Annotated in this window: 20 protein-coding genes and 1 riboswitch; of the genes, 17 read left to right on the top strand and 3 right to left on the bottom strand. The window is 52.8% G+C overall.

Going from position 1 to position 21005, the window contains the following annotated elements:
* The first annotated feature begins 14 nt into the window (after nucleotides 1-14).
* Nucleotides 15-1007, top strand: coding sequence for a flagellar motor switch protein FliM (gene fliM, locus BUB67_RS12020; RefSeq protein ID WP_073239670.1), 993 nt, complete (start codon nucleotides 15-17; stop codon nucleotides 1005-1007).
* Nucleotides 1000-2223 (top strand): flagellar motor switch phosphatase FliY, encoded by a 1224-nt coding sequence (fliY, locus tag BUB67_RS12015; RefSeq protein WP_073239669.1) that lies wholly within the window; start codon nucleotides 1000-1002, stop codon nucleotides 2221-2223. Before fliM ends, fliY begins: the two co-directional genes overlap by 8 nt.
* Before the next feature lie 102 nt (nucleotides 2224-2325).
* On the opposite strand, the gene BUB67_RS12010 is transcribed toward fliY, so the two are convergent.
* Both BUB67_RS12010 and BUB67_RS12005 read right to left on the bottom strand, forming a co-directional pair.
* The gene (locus BUB67_RS12010; RefSeq protein ID WP_073239710.1) at nucleotides 2326-2757 is read right to left on the bottom strand and encodes a hypothetical protein; all 432 of its coding nucleotides are present in this window, start codon (nucleotides 2755-2757) and stop codon (nucleotides 2326-2328) included.
* 19 nt (nucleotides 2758-2776) lie between these two features.
* Nucleotides 2777-3106, bottom strand: a complete 330-nt coding sequence (locus BUB67_RS12005; protein WP_073239668.1) for a nucleotide pyrophosphohydrolase — start codon at nucleotides 3104-3106, stop codon at nucleotides 2777-2779.
* A 154-nt stretch (nucleotides 3107-3260) separates the two neighbouring features.
* Between BUB67_RS12005 and BUB67_RS12000 the strand changes: the two genes are divergently transcribed.
* From BUB67_RS12000 to purD, 15 genes are all read left to right on the top strand, one after another.
* Nucleotides 3261-3986, top strand: a complete 726-nt coding sequence (locus tag BUB67_RS12000) for a hypothetical protein (RefSeq protein WP_073239667.1) — start codon at nucleotides 3261-3263, stop codon at nucleotides 3984-3986.
* Nucleotides 3987-4136: 150 nt separating this feature from the next.
* A complete protein-coding gene (hpt, locus tag BUB67_RS11995; protein WP_073239666.1) occupies nucleotides 4137-4676 on the top strand; it encodes a hypoxanthine phosphoribosyltransferase in 540 nt (179 codons plus the stop codon).
* A 25-nt stretch (nucleotides 4677-4701) separates the two neighbouring features.
* Nucleotides 4702-6243 (top strand): glutamine-hydrolyzing GMP synthase, encoded by a 1542-nt coding sequence (gene guaA, locus BUB67_RS11990; protein ID WP_073239665.1) that lies wholly within the window; start codon nucleotides 4702-4704, stop codon nucleotides 6241-6243.
* A gap of 80 nt (nucleotides 6244-6323) precedes the next feature.
* Nucleotides 6324-6423: riboswitch (purine riboswitch) on the top strand.
* A gap of 255 nt (nucleotides 6424-6678) precedes the next feature.
* On the top strand, nucleotides 6679-8052 hold the full coding sequence (locus tag BUB67_RS11985) for an NCS2 family permease (RefSeq protein ID WP_073239664.1): 1374 nt from the start codon (nucleotides 6679-6681) through the stop codon (nucleotides 8050-8052).
* A gap of 35 nt (nucleotides 8053-8087) precedes the next feature.
* Nucleotides 8088-8606, top strand: coding sequence for a 5-(carboxyamino)imidazole ribonucleotide mutase (purE, locus tag BUB67_RS11980; RefSeq protein WP_073239663.1), 519 nt, complete (start codon nucleotides 8088-8090; stop codon nucleotides 8604-8606).
* Between the two features lie 30 nt (nucleotides 8607-8636).
* Nucleotides 8637-9929 (top strand): adenylosuccinate lyase, encoded by a 1293-nt coding sequence (purB, locus tag BUB67_RS11975; RefSeq protein ID WP_073239662.1) that lies wholly within the window; start codon nucleotides 8637-8639, stop codon nucleotides 9927-9929.
* Between the two features lie 30 nt (nucleotides 9930-9959).
* Entirely contained in the window at nucleotides 9960-10667 is a 708-nt protein-coding gene (gene purC / locus BUB67_RS11970) for a phosphoribosylaminoimidazolesuccinocarboxamide synthase (RefSeq protein WP_073239661.1), read from the top strand.
* A 250-nt stretch (nucleotides 10668-10917) separates the two neighbouring features.
* Entirely contained in the window at nucleotides 10918-11166 is a 249-nt protein-coding gene (gene purS / locus BUB67_RS11965) for a phosphoribosylformylglycinamidine synthase subunit PurS (RefSeq protein WP_073239660.1), read from the top strand.
* Between the two features lie 3 nt (nucleotides 11167-11169).
* Entirely contained in the window at nucleotides 11170-11871 is a 702-nt protein-coding gene (gene purQ, locus BUB67_RS11960) for a phosphoribosylformylglycinamidine synthase subunit PurQ (RefSeq protein ID WP_073239659.1), read from the top strand.
* Nucleotides 11872-11877: 6 nt separating this feature from the next.
* Nucleotides 11878-14097 carry a phosphoribosylformylglycinamidine synthase subunit PurL gene (gene purL, locus BUB67_RS11955; RefSeq protein ID WP_143157076.1) on the top strand — a complete coding sequence of 740 codons (2220 nt, stop codon included), beginning with the start codon at nucleotides 11878-11880 and terminating at the stop codon, nucleotides 14095-14097.
* Nucleotides 14082-15506 (top strand): amidophosphoribosyltransferase, encoded by a 1425-nt coding sequence (gene purF, locus BUB67_RS11950; RefSeq protein WP_073239657.1) that lies wholly within the window; start codon nucleotides 14082-14084, stop codon nucleotides 15504-15506. The genes purL and purF overlap by 16 nt, the downstream gene beginning before the upstream one ends.
* Nucleotides 15507-15518: 12 nt before the next feature.
* Nucleotides 15519-16571: a phosphoribosylformylglycinamidine cyclo-ligase gene (gene purM / locus BUB67_RS11945; protein WP_073239656.1), complete on the top strand. Its 1053-nt coding sequence runs from the start codon at nucleotides 15519-15521 to the stop codon at nucleotides 16569-16571.
* A 72-nt stretch (nucleotides 16572-16643) separates the two neighbouring features.
* Nucleotides 16644-17282: a phosphoribosylglycinamide formyltransferase gene (gene purN / locus BUB67_RS11940; RefSeq protein WP_073239655.1), complete on the top strand. Its 639-nt coding sequence runs from the start codon at nucleotides 16644-16646 to the stop codon at nucleotides 17280-17282.
* On the top strand, nucleotides 17272-18813 hold the full coding sequence (gene purH, locus BUB67_RS11935; protein WP_073239709.1) for a bifunctional phosphoribosylaminoimidazolecarboxamide formyltransferase/IMP cyclohydrolase: 1542 nt from the start codon (nucleotides 17272-17274) through the stop codon (nucleotides 18811-18813). Before purN ends, purH begins: the two co-directional genes overlap by 11 nt.
* Nucleotides 18814-18894: 81 nt before the next feature.
* Nucleotides 18895-20163: a phosphoribosylamine--glycine ligase gene (gene purD, locus BUB67_RS11930; protein WP_073239654.1), complete on the top strand. Its 1269-nt coding sequence runs from the start codon at nucleotides 18895-18897 to the stop codon at nucleotides 20161-20163.
* A gap of 14 nt (nucleotides 20164-20177) precedes the next feature.
* On the opposite strand, the gene BUB67_RS11925 is transcribed toward purD, so the two are convergent.
* Nucleotides 20178-20666: a hypothetical protein gene (locus tag BUB67_RS11925; RefSeq protein ID WP_073239653.1), complete on the bottom strand. Its 489-nt coding sequence runs from the start codon at nucleotides 20664-20666 to the stop codon at nucleotides 20178-20180.
* Between the last annotated feature and the right edge of the window lie 339 nt (nucleotides 20667-21005).

The raw sequence follows: 21005 nt of genomic DNA, 5'->3' as shown, positions 1-21005 counted from the left end.
GGGGGGTGTAGAAGTTGTCCAAGGATGTTCTCAGCCAGGGGGAAATAGATTCGCTGTTGGCGGCCTTGATGGCAGGTGATGTACCACAGGAGGCGGTCGAAGCTAAGGAGCATAAAAAGTTAAAGCTCTACGATTTCCGCAGGCCGAATAAATTTACCAAGGAACAGCTGCGCACCCTCCAGGTCTTACACGAGGGTTATGCCCGGCTGCTCTCCAACTTTTTATCGGGTTATCTGAGGTCCACCATTTCCATTGAAGTAGCTTCCATAGGGCAATTTACATATGAAGAGTTTATCAATTCAGTGCCCACTCCGACGGTGATGACCATCTTCAGCCTAGCGCCCCTGAAAGGGACAGCCCTGATGGAAACCAACCTGCAATTTTTATTTCCTGTCATTGACCTGCAGTTCGGGGGTCCCGGCGAAATGCCTTTAAAGGTAAGGGAACTTACGGATATTGAGCTTTCTGTAGCCAACCGTATTATCAAAAGACTGTTGGATCACTTAACCATCACCTGGAAAGATATTGTCAGCATTACTCCCAAGGTGGAATCAATTGATGCCAACCCGCACCTGCACCAGTTGATATCGCCCAACGATATCGTAGCGGTGATCACCTTTTCCGCCGGTGTGGGAGAGGAGGTGCGAGGACTTATCAATCTCTGTCTGCCTTACAGTTTGCTTGACTCTGTACTTTCCAGATTTACCATGGCCAACCAGTTTATCAGGGAGACCGAGCAGGAAGAGAAGGACCTGCGGGCGCTGGAGTTCTGGCTGGGTGAGTCTGATGTTGAGATCAGCGTGGTGGCAGGACATGCAGATATCAGTGTAAAAGAATTCCTGCAGCTTCAGGTGGGGGATGTATTACCCCTGAACAGGGGGTATACCCAGGACCTTGATTTGTATGTGGATGATGAGCTTAAATATAAAGTCCAAGTGGGAACGGTCGGCCAGAGTCTGGCAGTTCAGGTGACCTCACTGGCCGAGGAGGCGTGGGAAATTGTCTAAACTTTTAAGCCAGGAAGAAATTGATGCATTAATGAGAGCCCAAACCATGGGCAGCAACCAGGACCCATTATCGGCAACAGAAGCGGCGGCAGAAGGCGCCGGAGTCCCGCCGGAGGAACCGGCAGGCAGTCCGGACACGCCGGGGGACGGCTTGCAAGACCTGGATCTAACCGGTTTAATGACCCCGGAAGAGATGGATGCCCTGGGGGAAATCGGCAATATTTCCATGGGGTCTGCTTCGACGACCTTATCGGAAATTTTAAACCAGCGGGTCAGTATCACCAGCCCCCGTGTGAGAATTCTAACCAAGAAGGAATTGTTTGCTTCCTTTGATGTTCCTTATCTGGTCATTAAGGTTGATTTTAGCGAAGGGCTGAGCGGATATAATTTGCTGGTCATTCGTTTAAATGACGCTGCCACCATGGCCAGCCTGATGATGGGGGGAGACGGCACCCCCATGTCCGAGGAAATCTCAGAGATGGAAATCAGTGCCGCCTCCGAGGCCATGAACATGATGATTGGCACCGCCGCCACCTCCCTGTCACAGATGTTCCACCGGCCCATCAACATTTCACCGCCGGAGACCAACCTTTTGAAAACAAAGGAAGATCCCCTGGCGCAGCCGCCGGAAACAATCGAGGACATTATCGTAGTTGTCTCCTTTAATATGAAGATCGGTGATCTGGTTGATACCGATATCATGCAGATCATGAGTGTGGAGACAGCCAAAGAAGAAGCGAATCTTCTTTTAAGGGATATCATGGGCATGCCGGAATCGCAGCCTGAGGAGCCGAAAGTTGCATCACCGGGCGTACCCGGCCCGCAGGAGTTGGAGGCAGGGATGTTAGCCCGGGAGAGCAGCCCCCCGCCGGCCCCGACGCCTTTGCCGCAGCAACCCGCCGCCCAACCGGAATATAAACCTTTGTCTCTGGGATCCCTGGAGCAAAGGAACCTGGATTTGATCCTGGATATCCCCCTGCGGGTCAGCGTTGTTCTGGGCAGAACGAGACGCCCCATCAAGGATGTATTAAAGATGGCGCCCGGTTCAGTGGTGGAATTGGATGCCCTGGCCGATGAACCGGTGGAAGTGTTGGTAAACGGAACTTTGGTGGCCACCGGGGAAGTGGTGGTGGTTAACGAAAACTTTGGCGTTCGCATTACCAATATCATTAGCCCCATGGAAAGAATTCAGAGGTTGGGCAATAAAAGGTTTTAAAAGTAACAGCAGAGGTGAGACGGTCATTCCGTTAAGGAATTTCCTTCTCACCTCTGTTTGTTTTTGCCGATTGGATTTTCCGCTTCATCCTCCTGACAGCAGCTATTCATTCAGTAAAAAGACGAAGGAATATTGTCCATCATCTACGGCCTGCAGGGCCGCGGCCAGGTCTTCGGTGTAAATGACGTTTTCCGCTTGCTCCCGGGGACTGAGGCCCAGGATACCTTCCAAGACTTCCTGTTGAAAGACAACCAGGGTTTGCTCCTTTTCACCGGGAGAAATGGTCTGTAAAAGGTTGCTGTTTTCTTTTAATGTATTGATGAACGCGCAGTCTCCTCCCGCAAATAAAACAAAGACCGGCCGCTTCCCGCCGTCGGCACGCCGGCTGAGGGATTCCATCCTGCTTAATAAAAGGTCAAGGTTCCGGTATTCCTGGTACAAGATAAAATCCTCTTGCATAAAGTTCCTGGTTAGCCTGTCCAGCAGGGAAAGGGGATGCATGCCGGACTGTTTAATGAAAGCCGCCTTAGCCATCTGCATATACCTCCGCACTTTATTTTTCCTCCGGCTGAATGCGCGTCCAGCGATTGCCGTCCCGCTGCCGGTATTTTTCCATCATTTCCTGGAAGGCCTTGTCTAGGTCAATATTCAATGAATTGGCAAAACAGCCGACGATAAACAAAATGTCCGCTAGCTCCAGAGCGAGGTTCCCCTCCGGTTCCCCTTCCTTTTTGGGCTTTTGGCCGTACAGGTGGTTCACTTCCCGGGCCAGTTCACCCACTTCCTCGGTCAAGCGGGCCAGCATGGACAGGGGATGCCAGTAACCCTCCTCAAACTGGCTGATCCATTGGTGTACATCCTTTTGCATGTCCTTGAGACTCACAGAACCCCTCCCGATTGTATGAACTCCAACAGGTACATTATACCATTGACTCCCTTTTATTGTTACCCCTGGCGTCTTTTTCATGTGTTATTGGTATAAAGCAGAAGATTCAACAGTATTATTTTAGAAAGAACTTAGCCTGGGGGGATTTTTTGTGCTCACACCGAGATGGATATTTTTCAACAGGCGCCGGCTCGGCCCAATGGCGGCTGTGGCTGGAATTATTATTGCACTTGTTTTTTTAAGCAGCCGGTTGTTTTCGGGAACCGGTCGGGTAGACCAGGAAAAAATCTTTACAACGGCCCTGGATAACACCTTTGCCAGCCGCAGTTTTCGCTTTGTGGTGGAATCAAAACTCCTGGGGGAACATGAGTTTTACAGCAAGGTGGAAGGGGAGCGGGTGATGCCGGATAAGGTTCATATCAAAGGTACGGTCCTGAAAACACCGGTGGAATTTACCCAGGTGCAAGACAACACCTACATGAAGGATCCCTTCTCCGGCAAATGGCTGACCCTGAAGGATTTAAAACTGTCGCAAACGGAATTGTTTTTTTCAGAGTTAAACCCTTTGGCCAATTTTAATTTTAAAGATATCCCGGAACTGGCCCTGGTGGGCGAAGAAAAGTTGGACGGAGACAAGTGCCTGGTCTTTGAACTGACGCCCAATGTGGAGAATGTGTTTTTAGAAGACCAATTTGATGGTTTTTATTATAAGGTTTGGGTGGATAAAAAGGAAATGAACATTCGCCAGGCCATGATCAGGGCAAACAAGGCAGACACCGGTACCGGCGGGCTGGAAATTCTAATCAAGATATGGGATTACGACCGGAACCTGAAGATTGAGGTGCCGGTAGAAACCAAACAAAATCAACCCGGGTAAAGTTTTCTATGCCGTTTCTCATGGGAACGGCATTTTTATCGGAATATCGGAAAATCTAAACAAAGGAAACTTAAAGTTCAACTATTGACGAAAAAAAGGTTTTTTTGTTATGCTCATTTGGTAGGCAATGACTGGCAAGGAGTGAAGATGATGCATCCCCATGTGGAGAAAATACTTTTAGATGAGAAGCAAATTAATGAACGGGTAAAACAGTTGGGTCGGCAAATTACTCAGGACTACCAGGGCGAAAGCATCCTCATGGTTGGCATTCTGAAAGGGGCCATGATCTTCCTGGCAGACCTGGTGCGCAACATTGACATACCGACCTATTTTGATTTTATGGCTGTTTCCAGCTACGGGTCCGGCACGGTTTCCTCCGGCGTTGTCCGCATACTGAAGGACCTGGACAAGAGTATTGAAGGAAAGCATGTTATTATCGTGGAGGACATTGTGGATACCGGGCTCACCCTGCAGTACCTGCTGGAAAATATGAAATCCCGGGGTCCCGCTACCCTAAAGGTCTGCACTCTCCTGGACAAGCCCGACCGCCGCAAAGTGGAGGTTCCCATTGATTATAACGGGTTCAGCATCCCCGATGAGTTTGTGGTTGGTTACGGTTTGGACTACAACGAACGCTATCGTAACTTACCTTACATTGCTGTGCTGAAGCAGGAAATATACAAGGGTTAAGTTTTTACTGAACGGAGGAATCAAGATGTCTTTAGCTGAGCAGGAGCTCATCCTGGTTCTGGATTTCGGCGGACAGTATACCCAGCTCATTGCCCGCCGCATTCGGGATTGTAATGTTTATTGTGAAATCGAACCCCATAACGTTTCCATTGACAAGATTAAGGGGAAAAACCCCAGGGGCATCATCTTTTCCGGCGGTCCCTCCAGCGTTTACCTGGAAAACGCGCCCACCGTTGACCCGGCGGTGTATGAACTGGGTATTCCCGTACTGGGCATTTGTTACGGTATGCAGTTGATGACTCACCAATTGAAGGGGAAAGTGGTTGCCGCCGAACATCACGAGTATGGCCGCAGCAACCTGCAGGTGATGCAGTGCGACAATATTTTTAAAAACCTCACTGCCGATGAGGAATGCTGGATGAGCCATGGCGACCGGGTTGAAGAGGTGCCGCCGGGCTTTCAGGTCATCGCCAGAACGGAAAAAGCTCCCGTGGCTGCCATGGCCAATCCGGAGAAAAAGTTATATGCCGTGCAATTTCACCCGGAGGTGGTCCACACCCCCAAGGGAATGGAGATTCTTAAAAGCTTTTTGTTTGACATTTGCGGCTGCACCGGCTCCTGGAACATGGGTTCCTTTCTGGAGGAAGCGGTGCAGGAGATTAAACAAAAGGTGGGAGACCGCCAGGTACTGTGTGCCCTGAGCGGCGGCGTGGATTCTTCGGTGGCCGCGGTGCTGGTGCACAGGGCGGTAGGAGACAAATTAACCTGCGTGTTTGTGGACCACGGGCTGTTAAGGAAAAACGAAGCCCGGCAGGTGGTGGATACCTTCCGTAACCGGTTTAATATCAAGCTGGTGCATGTGGATGCTTCGGAGCGGTTCCTGGAGAAACTCAAAGGTGTCACCGACCCGGAACAAAAGCGTAAAATTATTGGTACTGAGTTTATCCGTGTCTTTGAAGAAGAGGCCAGAAAACTGGGAGACATCGATTTCCTGGTGCAGGGAACCCTGTACCCGGATGTTGTTGAAAGCGGCACCGCTACAGCCGCAGTAATCAAATCCCACCATAATGTGGGCGGCCTGCCGGAAGACATGAAGTTTGAACTGATTGAACCCCTGCGCTGGCTGTTTAAGGATGAAGTGCGCCGGTTAGGGGAGGAACTGGGTCTGCCGGAGGAGATTGTCTGGCGTCAACCCTTCCCTGGCCCCGGTCTGGCGGTAAGAATCCTCGGGGAAATTACCAAAGGCAAGCTGGAGATTTTAAGAGAGGCCGACTTTGTGGTGACCGATGAGATTAAAAAGGCAGGTCTGGCCAGGGAGATCTGGCAGTACTTTGCGGTGCTGCCAGACATGCGCAGCGTCGGCGTGATGGGTGACGGCCGTACCTATGCCTACGCCATCGTAGTGCGGGCGGTCTACAGCCACGACGGCATGACCGCCGACTGGGCCCGCATTCCCCATGACGTGCTGGCCAACATTTCCACCCGCCTGGTGAACGAGGTGGAAGAAATCAACCGGGTGGTCTACGACATCACCTCCAAACCTCCGGGAACCATTGAATGGGAGTAGGTTGAAAAAAATTAACAAAGCAACTCATGTAAAAAATTGTCCTGGCTCGTTGACAAATGTACACAGTCTTGCTAGTATTGGATTGTACAAAGCAATCATTCCGTATATGCTTGGGAATTGGCTCAAGTGTTTCTACCGGGCAACCGTAATTGCCTGACTACGGGAGGGAAAGTGTACCTAGGGTTCCGCAACCCCTTGGGGAGGGTTGGTTTGGTCCGAGCGGTACAGGCGTTTTACGCTACACCGATAGGGATAAAAGCCCAGGCGGTAGGTTTCACTCTGCTTAGAATGAAACCTATCGTTCTGGGCTTTTTTGTTTTGGTCTGTGGTGTAAAATTCTGAACCTGCATGATAAATCTTCTAGGGGTCATAATAACCTGGAAAAACGAACCCGGGCCACTGAAAACTTACTAAATTAAGGAGGAAATCTGGAAAGTGCTGGAACAGTTATTCAAGCTCAAGGAGAACAAAACCACCGTAAGGACAGAAGTGGTGGCCGGCCTGACGACTTTTATGACCATGGCCTACATTTTGTTCTTGAACCCCAACATCTTGTCTGCCACCGGTATGGATAAGAATGCTGTGTTTTTTGCCACAGCCATGGCAGCCGGTGTAGTAACCATTGCCATGGGTCTGTTTGTTAATTTCCCCATTGCCCTGGCACCCGGTATGGGTCTTAATGCTTTTTTTGCCGCTGTGGCCGCCCAGCATGTAGGGATGCCCTGGCAGGTGGCCCTTGGCGCGGTGTTTATTTCCGGTATTATCTTTGTTATTCTTACGGTTACCAAGGTGCGTCAGATTCTGGTTGTGGCTGTGCCAAACTCACTCAAACGGGCCATCACGGTCGGTATCGGCTTATTTATTACCATTATCGGCTTAAAACTGTCTGAACTTACCATTGTTAAAGCAGGTCCCGTCATTCCTCCAACATTAGAGGCCCTGCAAAAAGGTGGGGTAGCAACCCTGAAATTTTTCGAGTGGAACATCTTCCTGGGCTCATTTCATAACCCTGCCACCTTGTTAACGCTGATCGGCCTGGCCGTCACTGCAGTGTTAATGGCCAACCGGGTGAAAGGATCCCTGCTGATCGGTATTCTGGTTTCTACCATCATTGGTATTCCACTGGGTGTTACCATCATTCCTGAAAACTTTACTCCTTTTGCTTTACCGGATTTCAGCAATCTTTATGTAGGCAAGCTGGATATTATGGGCGCCCTGCATATGGGTATCTGGACTGTTGTGTTTACCTTTACTTTTGTGGAATTATTTGATACCTTTGGAACTCTGGTAGGAACCGCCGATAAAGCGGGGCTGCTGGACAAAAACGGCCAGTCTCCTAAAATCGGCAGGGCCATGCTGGTGGATGCACTGGGTGTTTCCTTTGGCGCTTTGATGGGTACCAGCACCGTAACTGCTTATGTAGAAAGCGCCGCCGGTATCGGTGAAGGCGGACGGACAGGCCTGACTGCTGTCACCACCGGTGTTTTGTTCCTGCTGGCCCTGGCTCTGGCGCCTCTGGCCGGATTAATCCCCAGCGCTGCCACTGCACCGGCCTTAATCATCGTAGGAGTGCTGATGGTTTCCGCTGTCCGGGAAATTGATTTCGATGACTTTACCGAAGGCTTTCCTGCCTTCATGACCTTTGCTTTAATGCCCTTTACTTACAGTATTGCCAATGGTATTGCAGCGGGTATTATTTTCTACACTGCTTTAAAGGTTCTCGCCGGCCGTGCCAGGGAAGTTCACTGGCTGATGTATATCCTGTTTGTCCTGGTTATCACACGCTTCATTTTCCTGGCCGGTGAATAAGGTGAATAAATATTTAATTTTAAGGAGGTTTGGCCATGTCAGTACTGGTTGGTATTGTGCTGGGCAGCGATTCTGACCTGCCCCTGATGAAAGATGCTGTGAAAACCCTGGAGAAGTTCGGTATTTCCTATGAATTGAGCATTTCCTCCGCCCACCGGGCGCCGGATAAAACTGCGGCATATGCCAGGACCGCCGAGTCAAGGGGACTAAAAGTCATCATTGCAGCCGCCGGACTGGCGGCGCACCTGCCGGGTGTCCTGGCAGCCCACACCGTTCTGCCTGTCATCGGGGTGCCGGTTAAATCCGGCGCCCTGGATGGGGTGGATGCCCTTTATTCCATTGCGCAAATGCCCCCGGGGATTCCGGTGGCATCGGTGGCCATTAACGGCGCCAAAAATGCCGCCATATTAGCAGCCCAAATCATCGCCTTATCGGATGACACCGTGCGGCAAAAACTGCATCGGTTCAAGGAAGAACTGGCCGGCGAAGTGGAGGCCAAAGACGCCAGGTTGAAGGAATTGGGCGTAGACGGTTATCTGAGCGTCAAACAGTGACAGTAAGGAAACGGAGGATTCTTTCTATATATGATTGAACGTTACACTTTGCCTGAAATGAAGCAGATCTGGTCGGACCAAAATAAGTTTCAGAAATGGCTGGATGTGGAGATTGCCGCCTGCGAAGCCATGGCTGAGTTGGGCCAAATACCGGCAGAAGCGCTGGCAAACATTAAACGCCGGGCCTCTTTCACGGTAGAGCGCATTCTGGAAATTGAAGAAGTCACCCGCCATGATGTCATTGCTTTTTTAACCTGCGTGGCGGAGAACGTCGGCGAAGATGCCAAATACATTCACATGGGCCTGACCTCCTCCGATGTGGTGGACACCGCCCAGTGTGTGCGCATGAAGGAAGCGGGGGAACTGCTCCTGCAACGGCTGGAACGCCTCCGCCAGGCGCTGCTGGAAAAGGCCAAAGAACACAGGTATACCTTGATGATTGGTCGCACCCACGGCATTCATGCCGAACCCATGACCTTTGGCCTCAAGATGCTGCTCTGGGTGGCGGAAACCGAACGGAATATCGAGAGACTACAGCACGCCATTAAGACCGTCAGTGTGGGCGCTATCTCCGGCGCTGTGGGCACCTATGCCAATATTGACCCCCGGGTTGAAGCATATGTGTGCAAGAAACTGGGTTTGCAACCTGCCAGAGTATCCACACAAATTATCCAGCGGGACCGTCATGCGGAGTACCTGTGTACCATGGCTGTCATCGCTGCCTCCCTTGACAAATTTGCCACAGAAATTCGCAATTTGCAGCGAACAGACATTTTGGAAGTGGAAGAATACTTCAACCAGGGGCAAAAGGGTTCCTCGGCCATGCCTCATAAACGGAACCCCATTACGGCTGAAAACGTGTCCGGTCTGTCCCGGGTGGTAAAGGCCAATGCCATGGCCGCTCTGGAGAATGTAACCCTCTGGCACGAGCGGGACATTTCCCACTCTTCCGCCGAGCGGGTCATTATCCCGGACAGCACCACCGCACTGGATTTCATGTTGTACAGGTTTACCGGCATTATGGAAAAGCTGCTGGTCTATCCGGAAAACATGAAACGAAACCTGGAGAAAACCCTTGGCCTGGTCTTTTCCCAGCGGGTGCTCCTGGCCCTGGTGGACAAAGGGTTGACCCGGGAACGGGCCTACGAACTGGTACAGCGCAATGCCATGGAAGCCTGGCGCACCGGCACCAGGTTCCTGGATCTTTTGGAGGGTGATGCTGACATTAAGGCCCACTTAACCAGTGAGGAACTGGCGGGGCTGTTTGATTATAGCTACCACCTGAAGCACATCGATGAAATCTATGCACGCTTCGGTCTGTAAAAATGAAGTAAAAGGGGGAAGAGTTCTCAGATGCAAAAGCTGGAAATGATTTATGAGGGTAAGGCCAAAAAGGTTTACCGCACCGACAACCCGGATTATTTCTGGGTGGAGTACAAGGACGATGCCACCGCCTTTAACGGGCAAAAGAAAGGTACCATCGACAACAAGGGAATTATCAACAACAAAGTATCGGCAGTGTTTTTCCAACTGCTGGAAAGCAAGGGCATCTCCACCCACTTTGTGGAACTGGTCAGCGACCGTGAGATGATTGTCAAGGCTTTGCAAATCATCAAGGTGGAAGTTGTGGTACGTAACATTGTGGCAGGCTCCCTGGCGAAAAGAATTGGTTTGCCCGAGGGAACGATTCTGCCCAGGACCGTGCTTGAATATTATTATAAGGACGATGCCCTGGGCGACCCCTTAATCAACGCTTCCCACATTGCTGCACTGGAACTGGCCACCCCTGAACAAATGGAATTTATCAAGGAAACTGCACTGAAGGTTAATGAAATCATGCGGGAGTATTTAGCTCCGGTCAACATTGATTTAATTGATTACAAATTAGAGTTTGGCACTCACAAGGGCCAGGTGCTGTTAGGGGACGAAATCTCCCCGGACACCTGCCGCTTCTGGGACAAAACCACCGGTGAGAAACTGGACAAAGACCGCTTCCGCCGGGACCTCGGCAACGTGGAAGGAGCCTACCGGGAGGTTCTAAGGAGATTGACGGGGGAGTAGGCTGATAGGTATTCCTTTGGGGTTTAGCCATCAGCCGTCAGCCATCGGCCATCAGCTTTTGGTTTTTGAGCTGGTGGCCATTGGCTGCCAAAATGAGGCAAGGCTATTTATCCTAACTGGAAAGCTAAATACAACAACAGACGAAAAATATGATTCTTACTCATAAGAGTAAAACATTTTAATAAAATGAAACCTAAAAAGCTGAAGGCTGATGGCTGATAGCCGACGGCTAATAAGAGGAGGGTTTGACGTGTTTCAAGCTAAGATTTACGTAACCCTTAGGAAAAGTGTATTGGACCCGCAGGGCAGCGTGGTGCGGAAGTCTCTGTATGCCCTGGGCTACCATAACGTACAGGAGGTGCGCATCGGGCGCTACATGGTGGTGGATTTGGAGGTTGCCGACCGGGCCGAAGCGGAAAAACAGGTCAGGGACATGTGTGATAAGCTGCTGGTGAACCCGGTGATTGAAGATTATACATTTGAACTGGTGGAGGTGTAAAGGGTGAAATTTGGAGTGGTGGTTTTCCCCGGCTCCAATTGTGACGCCGACTGCCTGCATGCCATTCAAACCGTAACCGGGCAGCCGGTGGAATACATTTGGCATAAATCCGGCAGTGTTGATGGCTTTGACTGTATCGTACTGCCCGGGGGCTTTTCCTACGGAGACTATTTGAGATGCGGCGCAGTGGCCAGGTTTTCGCCGGTGATGAAGCCGGTGATTGAGTTTGCCCGCAGGGGAGGCATGGTGATGGGCATTTGCAACGGGTTCCAGATCCTGACCGAGGCCGGACTGCTTCCCGGCGCCCTGCACCGCAATAAAAATTTGCAGTTCCTGTGTCATGACACTTATCTGCGAGTTGAAAACAATACCACCCCCTTTACCTGCCGGGCTTCGGAAGGGCAGGTCATCAAAATCCCCATTGCCCATGGTGAAGGAAACTACTATGCCGACCCTGAGACCCTCCGGCAGTTAGAGGAAAATAAGCAGGTTATATTCCGCTACTGTGACCCCCACGGGGAAGTAACCCCGGAAGCCAACCCCAATGGTTCTCTCAACAACATCGCCGGCATTTGCAACGAGCAGGGCAACGTGCTGGGCATGATGCCTCACCCCGAACGCTGTGCCGAGGCAGTTCTGGGCAATACCGATGGACAACTCATCTTTCAATCCCTACTGGATTTCTGGCAGAGGAGGTGCGGCTAGATGGTAATGGACCCCAAAGTATGGCGAGAAATGGGCCTCACCGACTCTGAATATGAAAAAATCGTGGAAATATTAGGCCGGGAACCTAACTATGTGGAAGTGGGCATCTTTGCCGTCATGTGGTCGGAACACTGCAGCTATAAAACCTCACGACCGGCCTTAAAAACGCTTCCCACCGAGGGACCGGCTATCTTACAGGGACCCGGCGAGAATGCCGGCATTGTGGATATCGGCGACGGACAGGCAGTGGTCTTTAAAATCGAAAGTCACAATCACCCGTCCGCCATTGAACCTTACCAGGGCGCTGCCACCGGCGTGGGCGGCATTTTACGGGATATTTTCACCATGGGGGCCAGACCTGTGGCAGTGCTGGACAGTCTGCGTTTCGGTGAATTGGACAACCCCCGGGTGCGCTACCTGTTTGACGGCGTGGTGGCCGGCATCAGCGGCTACGGCAACTGCATCGGTGTACCCACCGTCGGCGGTGAAGTTTATTTTGCGGACAGCTACGAAGACAACTGCCTGGTCAATGTTATGTGCGTGGGTTTAATTGACCAGAAGGATATCAAGAAAGGGGTGGCCGCCGGCATTGGCAACCCGGTCATGGTGGTAGGCGCCAAGACAGGCCGTGACGGTATCCACGGGGCCACCTTTGCCTCCGAGGAGCTGTCCGAAGAAGCGGCTGAAAGACGTCCCGCCGTTCAGGTGGGAGACCCCTTTATGGAAAAACTCCTCCTGGAGGCCTGCCTGGAAGTCATCAAAACAGGTTATGTGGTGGGTATTCAGGATATGGGGGCGGCGGGCCTTACCAGTTCTTCCTGTGAAATGGCCAGCCGGGCGGGCACAGGCCTGGAAATGGATCTGGCCTTGGTGCCCAGGCGGGAAGAGGGCATGACCCCCTATGAAGTGATGCTTTCGGAATCCCAGGAGCGCATGCTGCTGGTGGTGGAAAAAGGGACTGAAGAAAAGGTAAAAGAGATTTTTGCCAAATGGGATTTGGACGCTGTGGTGGTGGGCCGGGTCACCGGTGACGGTATTCTTCGTATAAAGGAAGGTTCCCAGGTGGTGGCGGAGATTCCGGCCAGGGCTTTAACAGAACAGGCGCCGGTTTATCACCGTCCCACCCGGGTGCCGGCTTATCTGGAGGAAGTGCAAAACTACCCGGTGGATTCCCTTAACATGCCCCACGACTATAACGAGGTGCTGCTGAAATTACTGGCTTCCCCCAACATTGCCAGCAAAGAGTATGCTTACAAGCAATACGATTATATGGTAGGCCTCAATACGGTGGTAACACCCGGTTCCGATGCTGCGGTTCTGCGGGTGAAGGGCACCCGCAAAGGGATTGCCATGACCACTGACTGCAACGGCCGTTACTGCTACCTGGACCCCAAAACCGGCGCTGCCATTGCGGTGGCGGAGGCTGCCCGCAACCTGGTCTGTTCCGGCGCCAAACCCCTGGCTGTTACCAACTGCCTGAACTTTGGCAACCCGGAAAAGCCGGAAGTCATGTGGACCTTCTGGCAGTGCATTGAAGGCATGGCCGAGGCCTGCCGTGCGCTGGAAACCCCTGTGACCGGCGGCAACGTGAGTTTTTACAACGAAACCAGGGGCAACGCGGTTTATCCCACCCCCACCATCGGCATGGTGGGCCTGGTAGAGGATCTGGATAAAGTATGCACCCAGGGCTTCAAGCAAGCGGGAGACGCCATTTTTCTCATCGGCGAAAACCTGCCGGAACTGGGCGGCAGCGAATATTTGAAAATACAGTTCGGCCTGGAAAAAGGAAAACCACCGGCCCTCAATTTAGAGCTGGAGAAAAAAGTACAGCGGTTTGTGCTGGATGAAATCAAGAGCGGGCTCATTAAATCGGCCCACGACTGTTCCGAAGGGGGACTGGCCGTGGCCCTGGCCGAATGCTGCATTTCCGGCGGCATTGGGGCTGACATCACCATGGTGCGCCGTTTCAGGGGAGACGCCCTGCTGTTCGGCGAGTCCCAATCCTGCATCATCATCAGCGTCGACCGGCATAAAGGTGTTGAACTGGTGAAGAAACTGGTGGATGCCGGCGTTCCCTATACCCAGTTGGGAACAGTGGGGGGCGATTCACTGATTATTAATGTGGTGAATCCCGGCTGCACCGGCTGCGGCGGTAACCTGGTAAACCTGCCCGTGAAAAAAATAGAAGAAACCTGGCGGGGGGCGATTGCATGTTTAATGAAGTAAATCCCTTTGCGCTCCCGGACAAGCCTGTTGAAGAATGCGGCGTATTTGGCATCTATGCTCCCGGGATGGACGTGGCCAGGATAACCTATTACGGTTTGTATGCCCTGCAGCACCGGGGGCAGGAAAGCGCCGGCATCGCGGTGGCGGACGGCAGGCAGGTACAGCTGCACAAAGGAATGGGCCTGGTGACGGAGGTGTTTACCAGGCACAGCCTGGACAAATTCTCCGGCCACATGGCCATCGGCCATGTTCGCTATTCCACCACCGGGGCCAGCCAGCCCCTCAATGCGCAGCCGCTGGTGTTTCGTTATGCCAAAGGCATGCTGGGCTTGGCTCACAACGGGAATTTGACCAATGTCACCGACCTGCGGTCCCAGCTTGCCTCCACCGGTTCGGTATTCCAGTCCTCCACCGACAGCGAGGTGCTGGTAAACCTGATTGCCAGGTACAATGCCAACAGCCTGGAAGAAGCCCTGATGAAATGCATGATTGATGTTAAGGGGGCGTACTCCCTGTTAATCATTACCGAGAACGCCCTGTACGCAGCACGGGATCCCCACGGCTTCCGGCCCCTGTGCCTGGGCCGCCTGGGGGACGGGTATGTGATAGCTTCCGAATCCTGCGCCTTAACTACGGTGGGGGCCGCCTTTATACGAGATGTGGAACCAGGAGAAATTATTCGTATTGACCGTGAAGGGGTGACTTCCACCCAGGGTTTTAAGGCGCAAAATCCGGCCCATTGTATTTTTGAATATATTTACTTTGCCCGGCCGGACAGCACCATGGATACTTTCAATGTAAACAAGGTGCGCCGGGAGATGGGACGCCAGCTGGCCAGGGAATACCCGGTGGAAGCGGACATTGTCATCCCGGTGCCGGACTCCGGCACCGCCGCGGCCAGGGGCTATGCCGAGGAATCCGGGATCCCTTTTGAAGAAGGGTTGATGAAGAACCGTTATATTGGCCGGACCTTCATTCAGCCCACCCAGGAAATGCGGGAAATCGGAGTCAGGCTGAAGTTAAACCCCATCCGGGAAGTCCTGCAGGGAAAGCGGGTGGTGATGGTGGATGACTCCATCGTGCGGGGCACCACCAGCCAAAAACTGGTGGCCATGCTGCGGCAGGCCGGGGCCAGGGAAGTGCACATGTGCATCAGTTCCCCGCCGGTACTGCGGTCCTGTTACTATGGCATTGACACCTCGGATGAACAGGAGCTCATTGCGGCCAAGATGCCTCTGGAAGAGATCCGGCGCAGCATCAACGCGGACGGTTTGCATTACCTCAGTTTGGAAGGACTGCTGGATATCTTTGCGCCTAAGCAAAATCATTTCTGTACCGCCTGCTTTAGCGGGAACTACCCGGTGGAAGTGCCCAGGCCAAAGGAAAGCGGCAAGTATAGTTTGGAATAGGGGGGTGTACCCATGTCACTGCCAAAATCACAACCCCTCACCTATGCCGGAGCAGGGGTGGACATAGAGGCCGGCAACCGGGCGGTACATCTTATGAAACAGGCGGTGCGCAGCACCTTCCGCCCGGGGGTGCTGGCGGATATCGGCGGTTTCGGCGGGCTGTTTGCCCTGGAACCCGGCAAATACAGGGAACCGGTCCTGGTCTCCGGCACCGACGGAGTGGGCACAAAATTAAGGGTGGCCCAGTTAACAGGTATTCATAACACCATCGGCATTGATGCGGTGGCCATGTGCGTTAACGACATTCTGGTGCAAGGGGCGGAACCGCTGTTTTTCCTGGATTACCTGGCTGTCGGGAAGCTGGTTCCGGAAAGGGTGGCCGACATTGTCAGCGGGGTGGCCGAGGGCTGCCGCCAGGCCGGTTGTGCCTTAATCGGCGGGGAAACCGCTGAAATGCCGGGCTTTTATGCCGAGGAAGAGTACGACATTGCCGGCTTTGCCGTGGGTATTGTGGACCGCAGCAAAATTATTGACGGGAAAAGCATCGCCGCCGGGGATAGGGTGATCGGTTTACCCTCCTCGGGACTGCACAGCAACGGGTATTCCCTGGCCCGCAAGGCCTTGCTGGAAGTGGCGGGATACCGGGTGGACACCTATGTGCAGCAGTTGGGTCGCACCGTTGGGGAAGAACTGCTGACTCCCACCCGCATTTATGTGAAAACGGTTTTGCCCCTGCTGGAAAGGTTTGAGATTAAGGGGCTGGCCCATATTACCGGGGGCGGCTTGACGGAAAACATTCCCAGAATCCTGCCCCGGGAGGTGAAGGTGGTACTGGACCGTGCAGCCTGGCCGGTGCCGCCTGTGTTCCGGTTGATCCAGCAGATCGGCCGGGTGGCCGAAGAGGAAATGCTGCGCACCTTCAACATGGGCATCGGCATGGTTCTGGTGGTGCCCCCGCAACAGGCGCCGGCGGTACTGCAGGAACTGGACAAGCGGGGTGAAGCCGCCTACCTCATTGGCAGGGTTGAAGCAGGGGACCCGTTGGTGGAGTATACCAATGGCTAATGGCCAAAAGCCAATGGCCTTCAAAAATATCTATTTTCACACTAATTATTTGTTTCCTGGGAGATTAAAAACATGGGAAAATTACGAGTTGGCGTACTGGCCTCGGGCCGTGGTTCCAATCTGCAAGCCATTATGGACGCTTGCAACCAGGGTTTGGTCCCGGCGGAAGTGGTGGTGGTCATCAGTGACAAGCCCGGGGTCTATGCCCTGGAAAGGGCTAAATCAGCGGGCATCCCTGCCCATTTCGTAGACCTGAAGGCCTTTGCGAGCAAAGGGGATTACGAAAGAGCGGTGGTGAAGATTTTGCAAGACCACGGGGTTCAACTGGTGTGTCTGGCAGGCTACATGCGTTTGGTGGGGGAACCCCTGCTGCAGGCCTTTCCCAACAGGATTATGAACATTCATCCCGCCCTGCTGCCTTCCTTTCCCGGCTTGCACGGTCAAAGGGATGCTCTGGCCTACGGGGTCAAGATTTCCGGCTGTACCGTTCATTTTGTGGACGAAGGCATGGATACCGGACCCATTATTTTGCAGGCGGCGGTGCCAGTTTTGGATGACGATACGGAAGAAACCCTGGCCGCCAGGATTCTCCAACAGGAGCACCGGCTTTATCCCGAGGCCGTTAAGCTGTTTGCCCAGGGACGTTTGCGGGTGCAAGGAAGAAAAGTATTCATTGATAAAAACAAGGGGCGTGGTGTTGGTGAAGATTAAACGCGCTTTAATTAGTGTATCGGATAAAACCGGGCTGGTGGAATTTGCCCGGCGGCTGTCCGCCCTAGGGGTTGAAATTGTTTCCACCGGCGGGACGGCCAAAACCCTGCGGGAGGCCGGGGTGCCGGTGATCTATATTTCTGATGTAACCGGTTTTCCGGAAATCCTGGGCGGCCGGGTGAAAACCCTGCATCCCAATGTTCATGGCGGTATTCTGGCCCTGCGGACCGAAGAACATTTAAACCAGTTAAAGGAACATCAAATTACCCCCATTGACCTGGTGGTGGTCAACCTCTATCCCTTCCGTGAAACCATTGCCAAACCCGGAGTAACATTGGCCGATGCCATCGAAAACATAGATATCGGCGGCCCCACCATGGTGCGGGCGGCCGCCAAAAACCATGCCTGCGTGGGCATTGTGGTGAACCCGCAGCGTTACGGCCAGGTACTGGAGGCACTGGAGAAGGACGGAGAACTTACCCCTTCCCTGCGCCTGGAGCTGGCCAGGGAGGCCTTTGCCCATACCGCCGCTTACGATACGGCCATTGCCAATTATCTGAACGGAGTCATCGGCACAGAGGATTTTCGGCCGGAATTCAACCTGTCACTGGTAAAGGCGCAAGACCTGCGCTACGGGGAGAACCCCCATCAGAAAGCCGCCTTTTACAGGGATCCTTCCGTTACCGGCCCCTGTATTGCCAACGCGGAACAACTGCACGGCAAGGAACTTTCCTATAATAACATTCTGGATGCCAACAGCGCCCTGGAACTGGTGCGGGAATTCAGCGATCCCTGCGCGGTGATTATTAAACACAACAACCCCTGCGGCGCCGCCATGGCTGAATCGCTGGTTACGGCCTATAAAAAGGCCTTTGCAGCGGATCCCGTTTCCGCCTTTGGCGGTATTGTGGCATGCAACAGAACGGTGGACGCCGACACCGCCGGCGAGATGTCCCGGATTTTCCTGGAGGCAGTGGTGGCGCCGGACTTTACCGCCGAGGCCCTGGAGATATTAAAGAAGAAAGCAAACCTGCGGCTTCTCAGGACCGGCGATTTGACCGGACAAACCAGTGATGTTCTGGAAGTGAGAAAGGTAAACGGTGGGCTGCTGGTGCAGGAGGCCGACAGGGTGGTTGCCAATCCGGATGAGCTGAAGGTTGTGACCGAACGCCGGCCATCGGCGGCAGAACTTAAAGAAATGATGTTTGCCATGACGGTGGTAAAGCATGTGAAGTCCAACGCCATCGTGCTTGCCAAAGACGGCCAGGTCATCGGCGTCGGCGCCGGTCAAATGAACCGGGTGGGTGCCGCACGCATCGCCTTTGAGCAGGCCGGCGACAAGGCCAGAGGCGCTGTACTGGCCAGCGATGCTTTCTTCCCCTTCCGGGACACTGTGGATGAAGCGGCCAGAGCAGGTGTTACTGCCATCATTCAACCGGGCGGCTCCATTCGGGATGAGGAATCCATTCAGGCCTGCAACGAGCATGGCATCGCCATGGTGTTCACCGGTCTGCGGCATTTTAAACACTGATTTGTCAGGTTCTGTTTAGCGAACCTTATTTAAATAACTTCGGTTTTCAAAACGACTATTTTATCTTGTGGAGTGGATTACATGAAAATTCTAGTGGTTGGCGGCGGTGGCCGGGAACACGCACTGGTTTGGAAACTCCGGCAGAGTCCCAGGGTGGAGCAGATCTTTTGCGCGCCGGGAAATGCCGGGATCGGCAGCCTGGCCACCTGTGTGAACATTCCGGCGGAAGATATCAACGGACTGCTGGAGTTTGCCAAAGGGGAACAAATTGATTTAACGGTGGTGGGACCGGAGATACCCCTGACCAATGGTATTGTGGATTTGTTTCAAAAAGAAGGCTTGAAGATATTCGGTCCTTCCCGGGCAGCTGCTGAAATCGAAGGCAGCAAAGCCATGGCCAAGGACCTGATGGCCAAATACAACATCCCCACGGCCCGTTACGCCACCTTTGACAAAGCGGAGGAAGCCCGGGAGTATGTTAAAAAGCATGGCGCGCCCTGCGTCATTAAAGCCGACGGCTTGGCGGCGGGCAAGGGCGTCATAGTTGCCATGGACGATGAGACAGCCCTGGCGGCTGTAGACATCATTATGGCCGAGCGGGCCTTTGGACGGGCCGGAGACAAAGTTGTGATTGAAGAGTTTTTACAGGGTGAAGAAGTCAGTGTGCTGGCCTTTGTGGACGGAGAAACCGTTGTTCCCATGGTGGCTGCCCAGGACCACAAGCGGGTGGGGGACAACGATACCGGCCCCAACACCGGTGGCATGGGGGCCTACGCACCGGCGCCGGTATACACGCCGGAACTGGCGGAAGTGGTGGAGAGGGAAGTACTTTATCCCACCGTCAGGGCCTTGGCGGCCGAGGGCAGACATTACCGGGGTGTTTTGTATGCCGGGCTGATGGTTACCCAGGAGGGGCCGAAGGTGCTGGAATTCAATGCCCGGTTTGGCGACCCCGAGACCCAGCCTGTGTTGACTTTGCTGGAGACAGACCTGGTGGACATCATCGAAGCCATTTTGGAGGGACGCCTGGCCCAGCAACCCATCCAATGGAAAGAGGGAGCGGCGGTCTGCGTGGTCATGGCTGCCGGGGGATATCCCGGCAAGTATGAAAAAGGGAAAGAAATCAAGGGCCTGGATCAGGTGCCCGCCGGTGTGGAAGTATTCCATGCCGGGACTGCCCGGCGGGAAGGAAAAATCGTGACCGCTGGCGGACGGGTGCTCGGTGTAACTGCCACCGGTAAGGACATACCCGATGCCATTGCCCGGGCCTACCAGGGAGTGGCAGCCATTGATTTCGAGGGAGCCCATTATAGAAAAGATATCGGACAAAGGGCCATCAACAGGAACTGAACAACAAAGGGGCATTAAGCCCCTTTGTTGTTCAGTTCCTCATATTTTTCTTTGTTTCTCATGGCGATAAACCTGGCTTCGTGCCGGCTGATCATTGCCATGGTATAATAATTGTCATGTTCTAATTCAGAGATCCTCTTCCTTGTTTCCTCATGGTTTTCGGTCAGCCTGGCCGTTTGCTCGTAAATAATATCCTGTTTGGCCTCCATACGATGCTGTCTTTCTTCAATCCGCTTAACGGCCGATCTCAGGTCGTTGATGTCATTTTTCATATGGTTAATTTCTAGTTTGATACCGTAAACCTCTGCTTCCAAACTAGAAACCTGTGCTTTCACACCGGCAATATCCGCTTTCATATCAGTAATTTCTGTTTTCATACCGGCGATTTCTGTTTTTATACCGACAATTTCTGTTTTCATACCGGAGATTTCTGCTTTCATGCCGGTTACTTCTTCCTGAACAGTCTTTATTGCATTCAGAATGGCTTTTAGCATTTCATCCATTTTTATAACCATTCCTTTCGCAAGCTCAAGGCACAAAACGGAATGAAACGTTGCCTATGAGCTTGTTTTGTTTTAAAACTATCTTATTGAGATAACAGGCAACTACAAATCACGTGGAGGTGAGTGCGCTGTTCCTTTGGGAGCAGACCGTATTTTTATATGTGTAGACTGTCCTTTCAAGCACAAATAAGTGTGCCTTCAGAGCACGAAGACTTATCTTTGTATAAACAACTCGTTTATAGCTGGACAGTCAGTCAATGCCTGCTTTTCTCAATAATTTCTTACGAAGGGAGACTTTAATGTTAAAAATCGTTTACCCCATCTGTTGTGGAATTGATG

The organism is Desulforamulus putei DSM 12395, from assembly GCF_900129195.1.
Taxonomy (GTDB): Bacteria; Bacillota; Desulfotomaculia; order Desulfotomaculales; family Desulfotomaculaceae; genus Desulfotomaculum; species Desulfotomaculum putei.
Note: the sequence above shows the minus strand (reverse complement) of the source record. Positions and strands in the feature narration are given on the sequence as shown.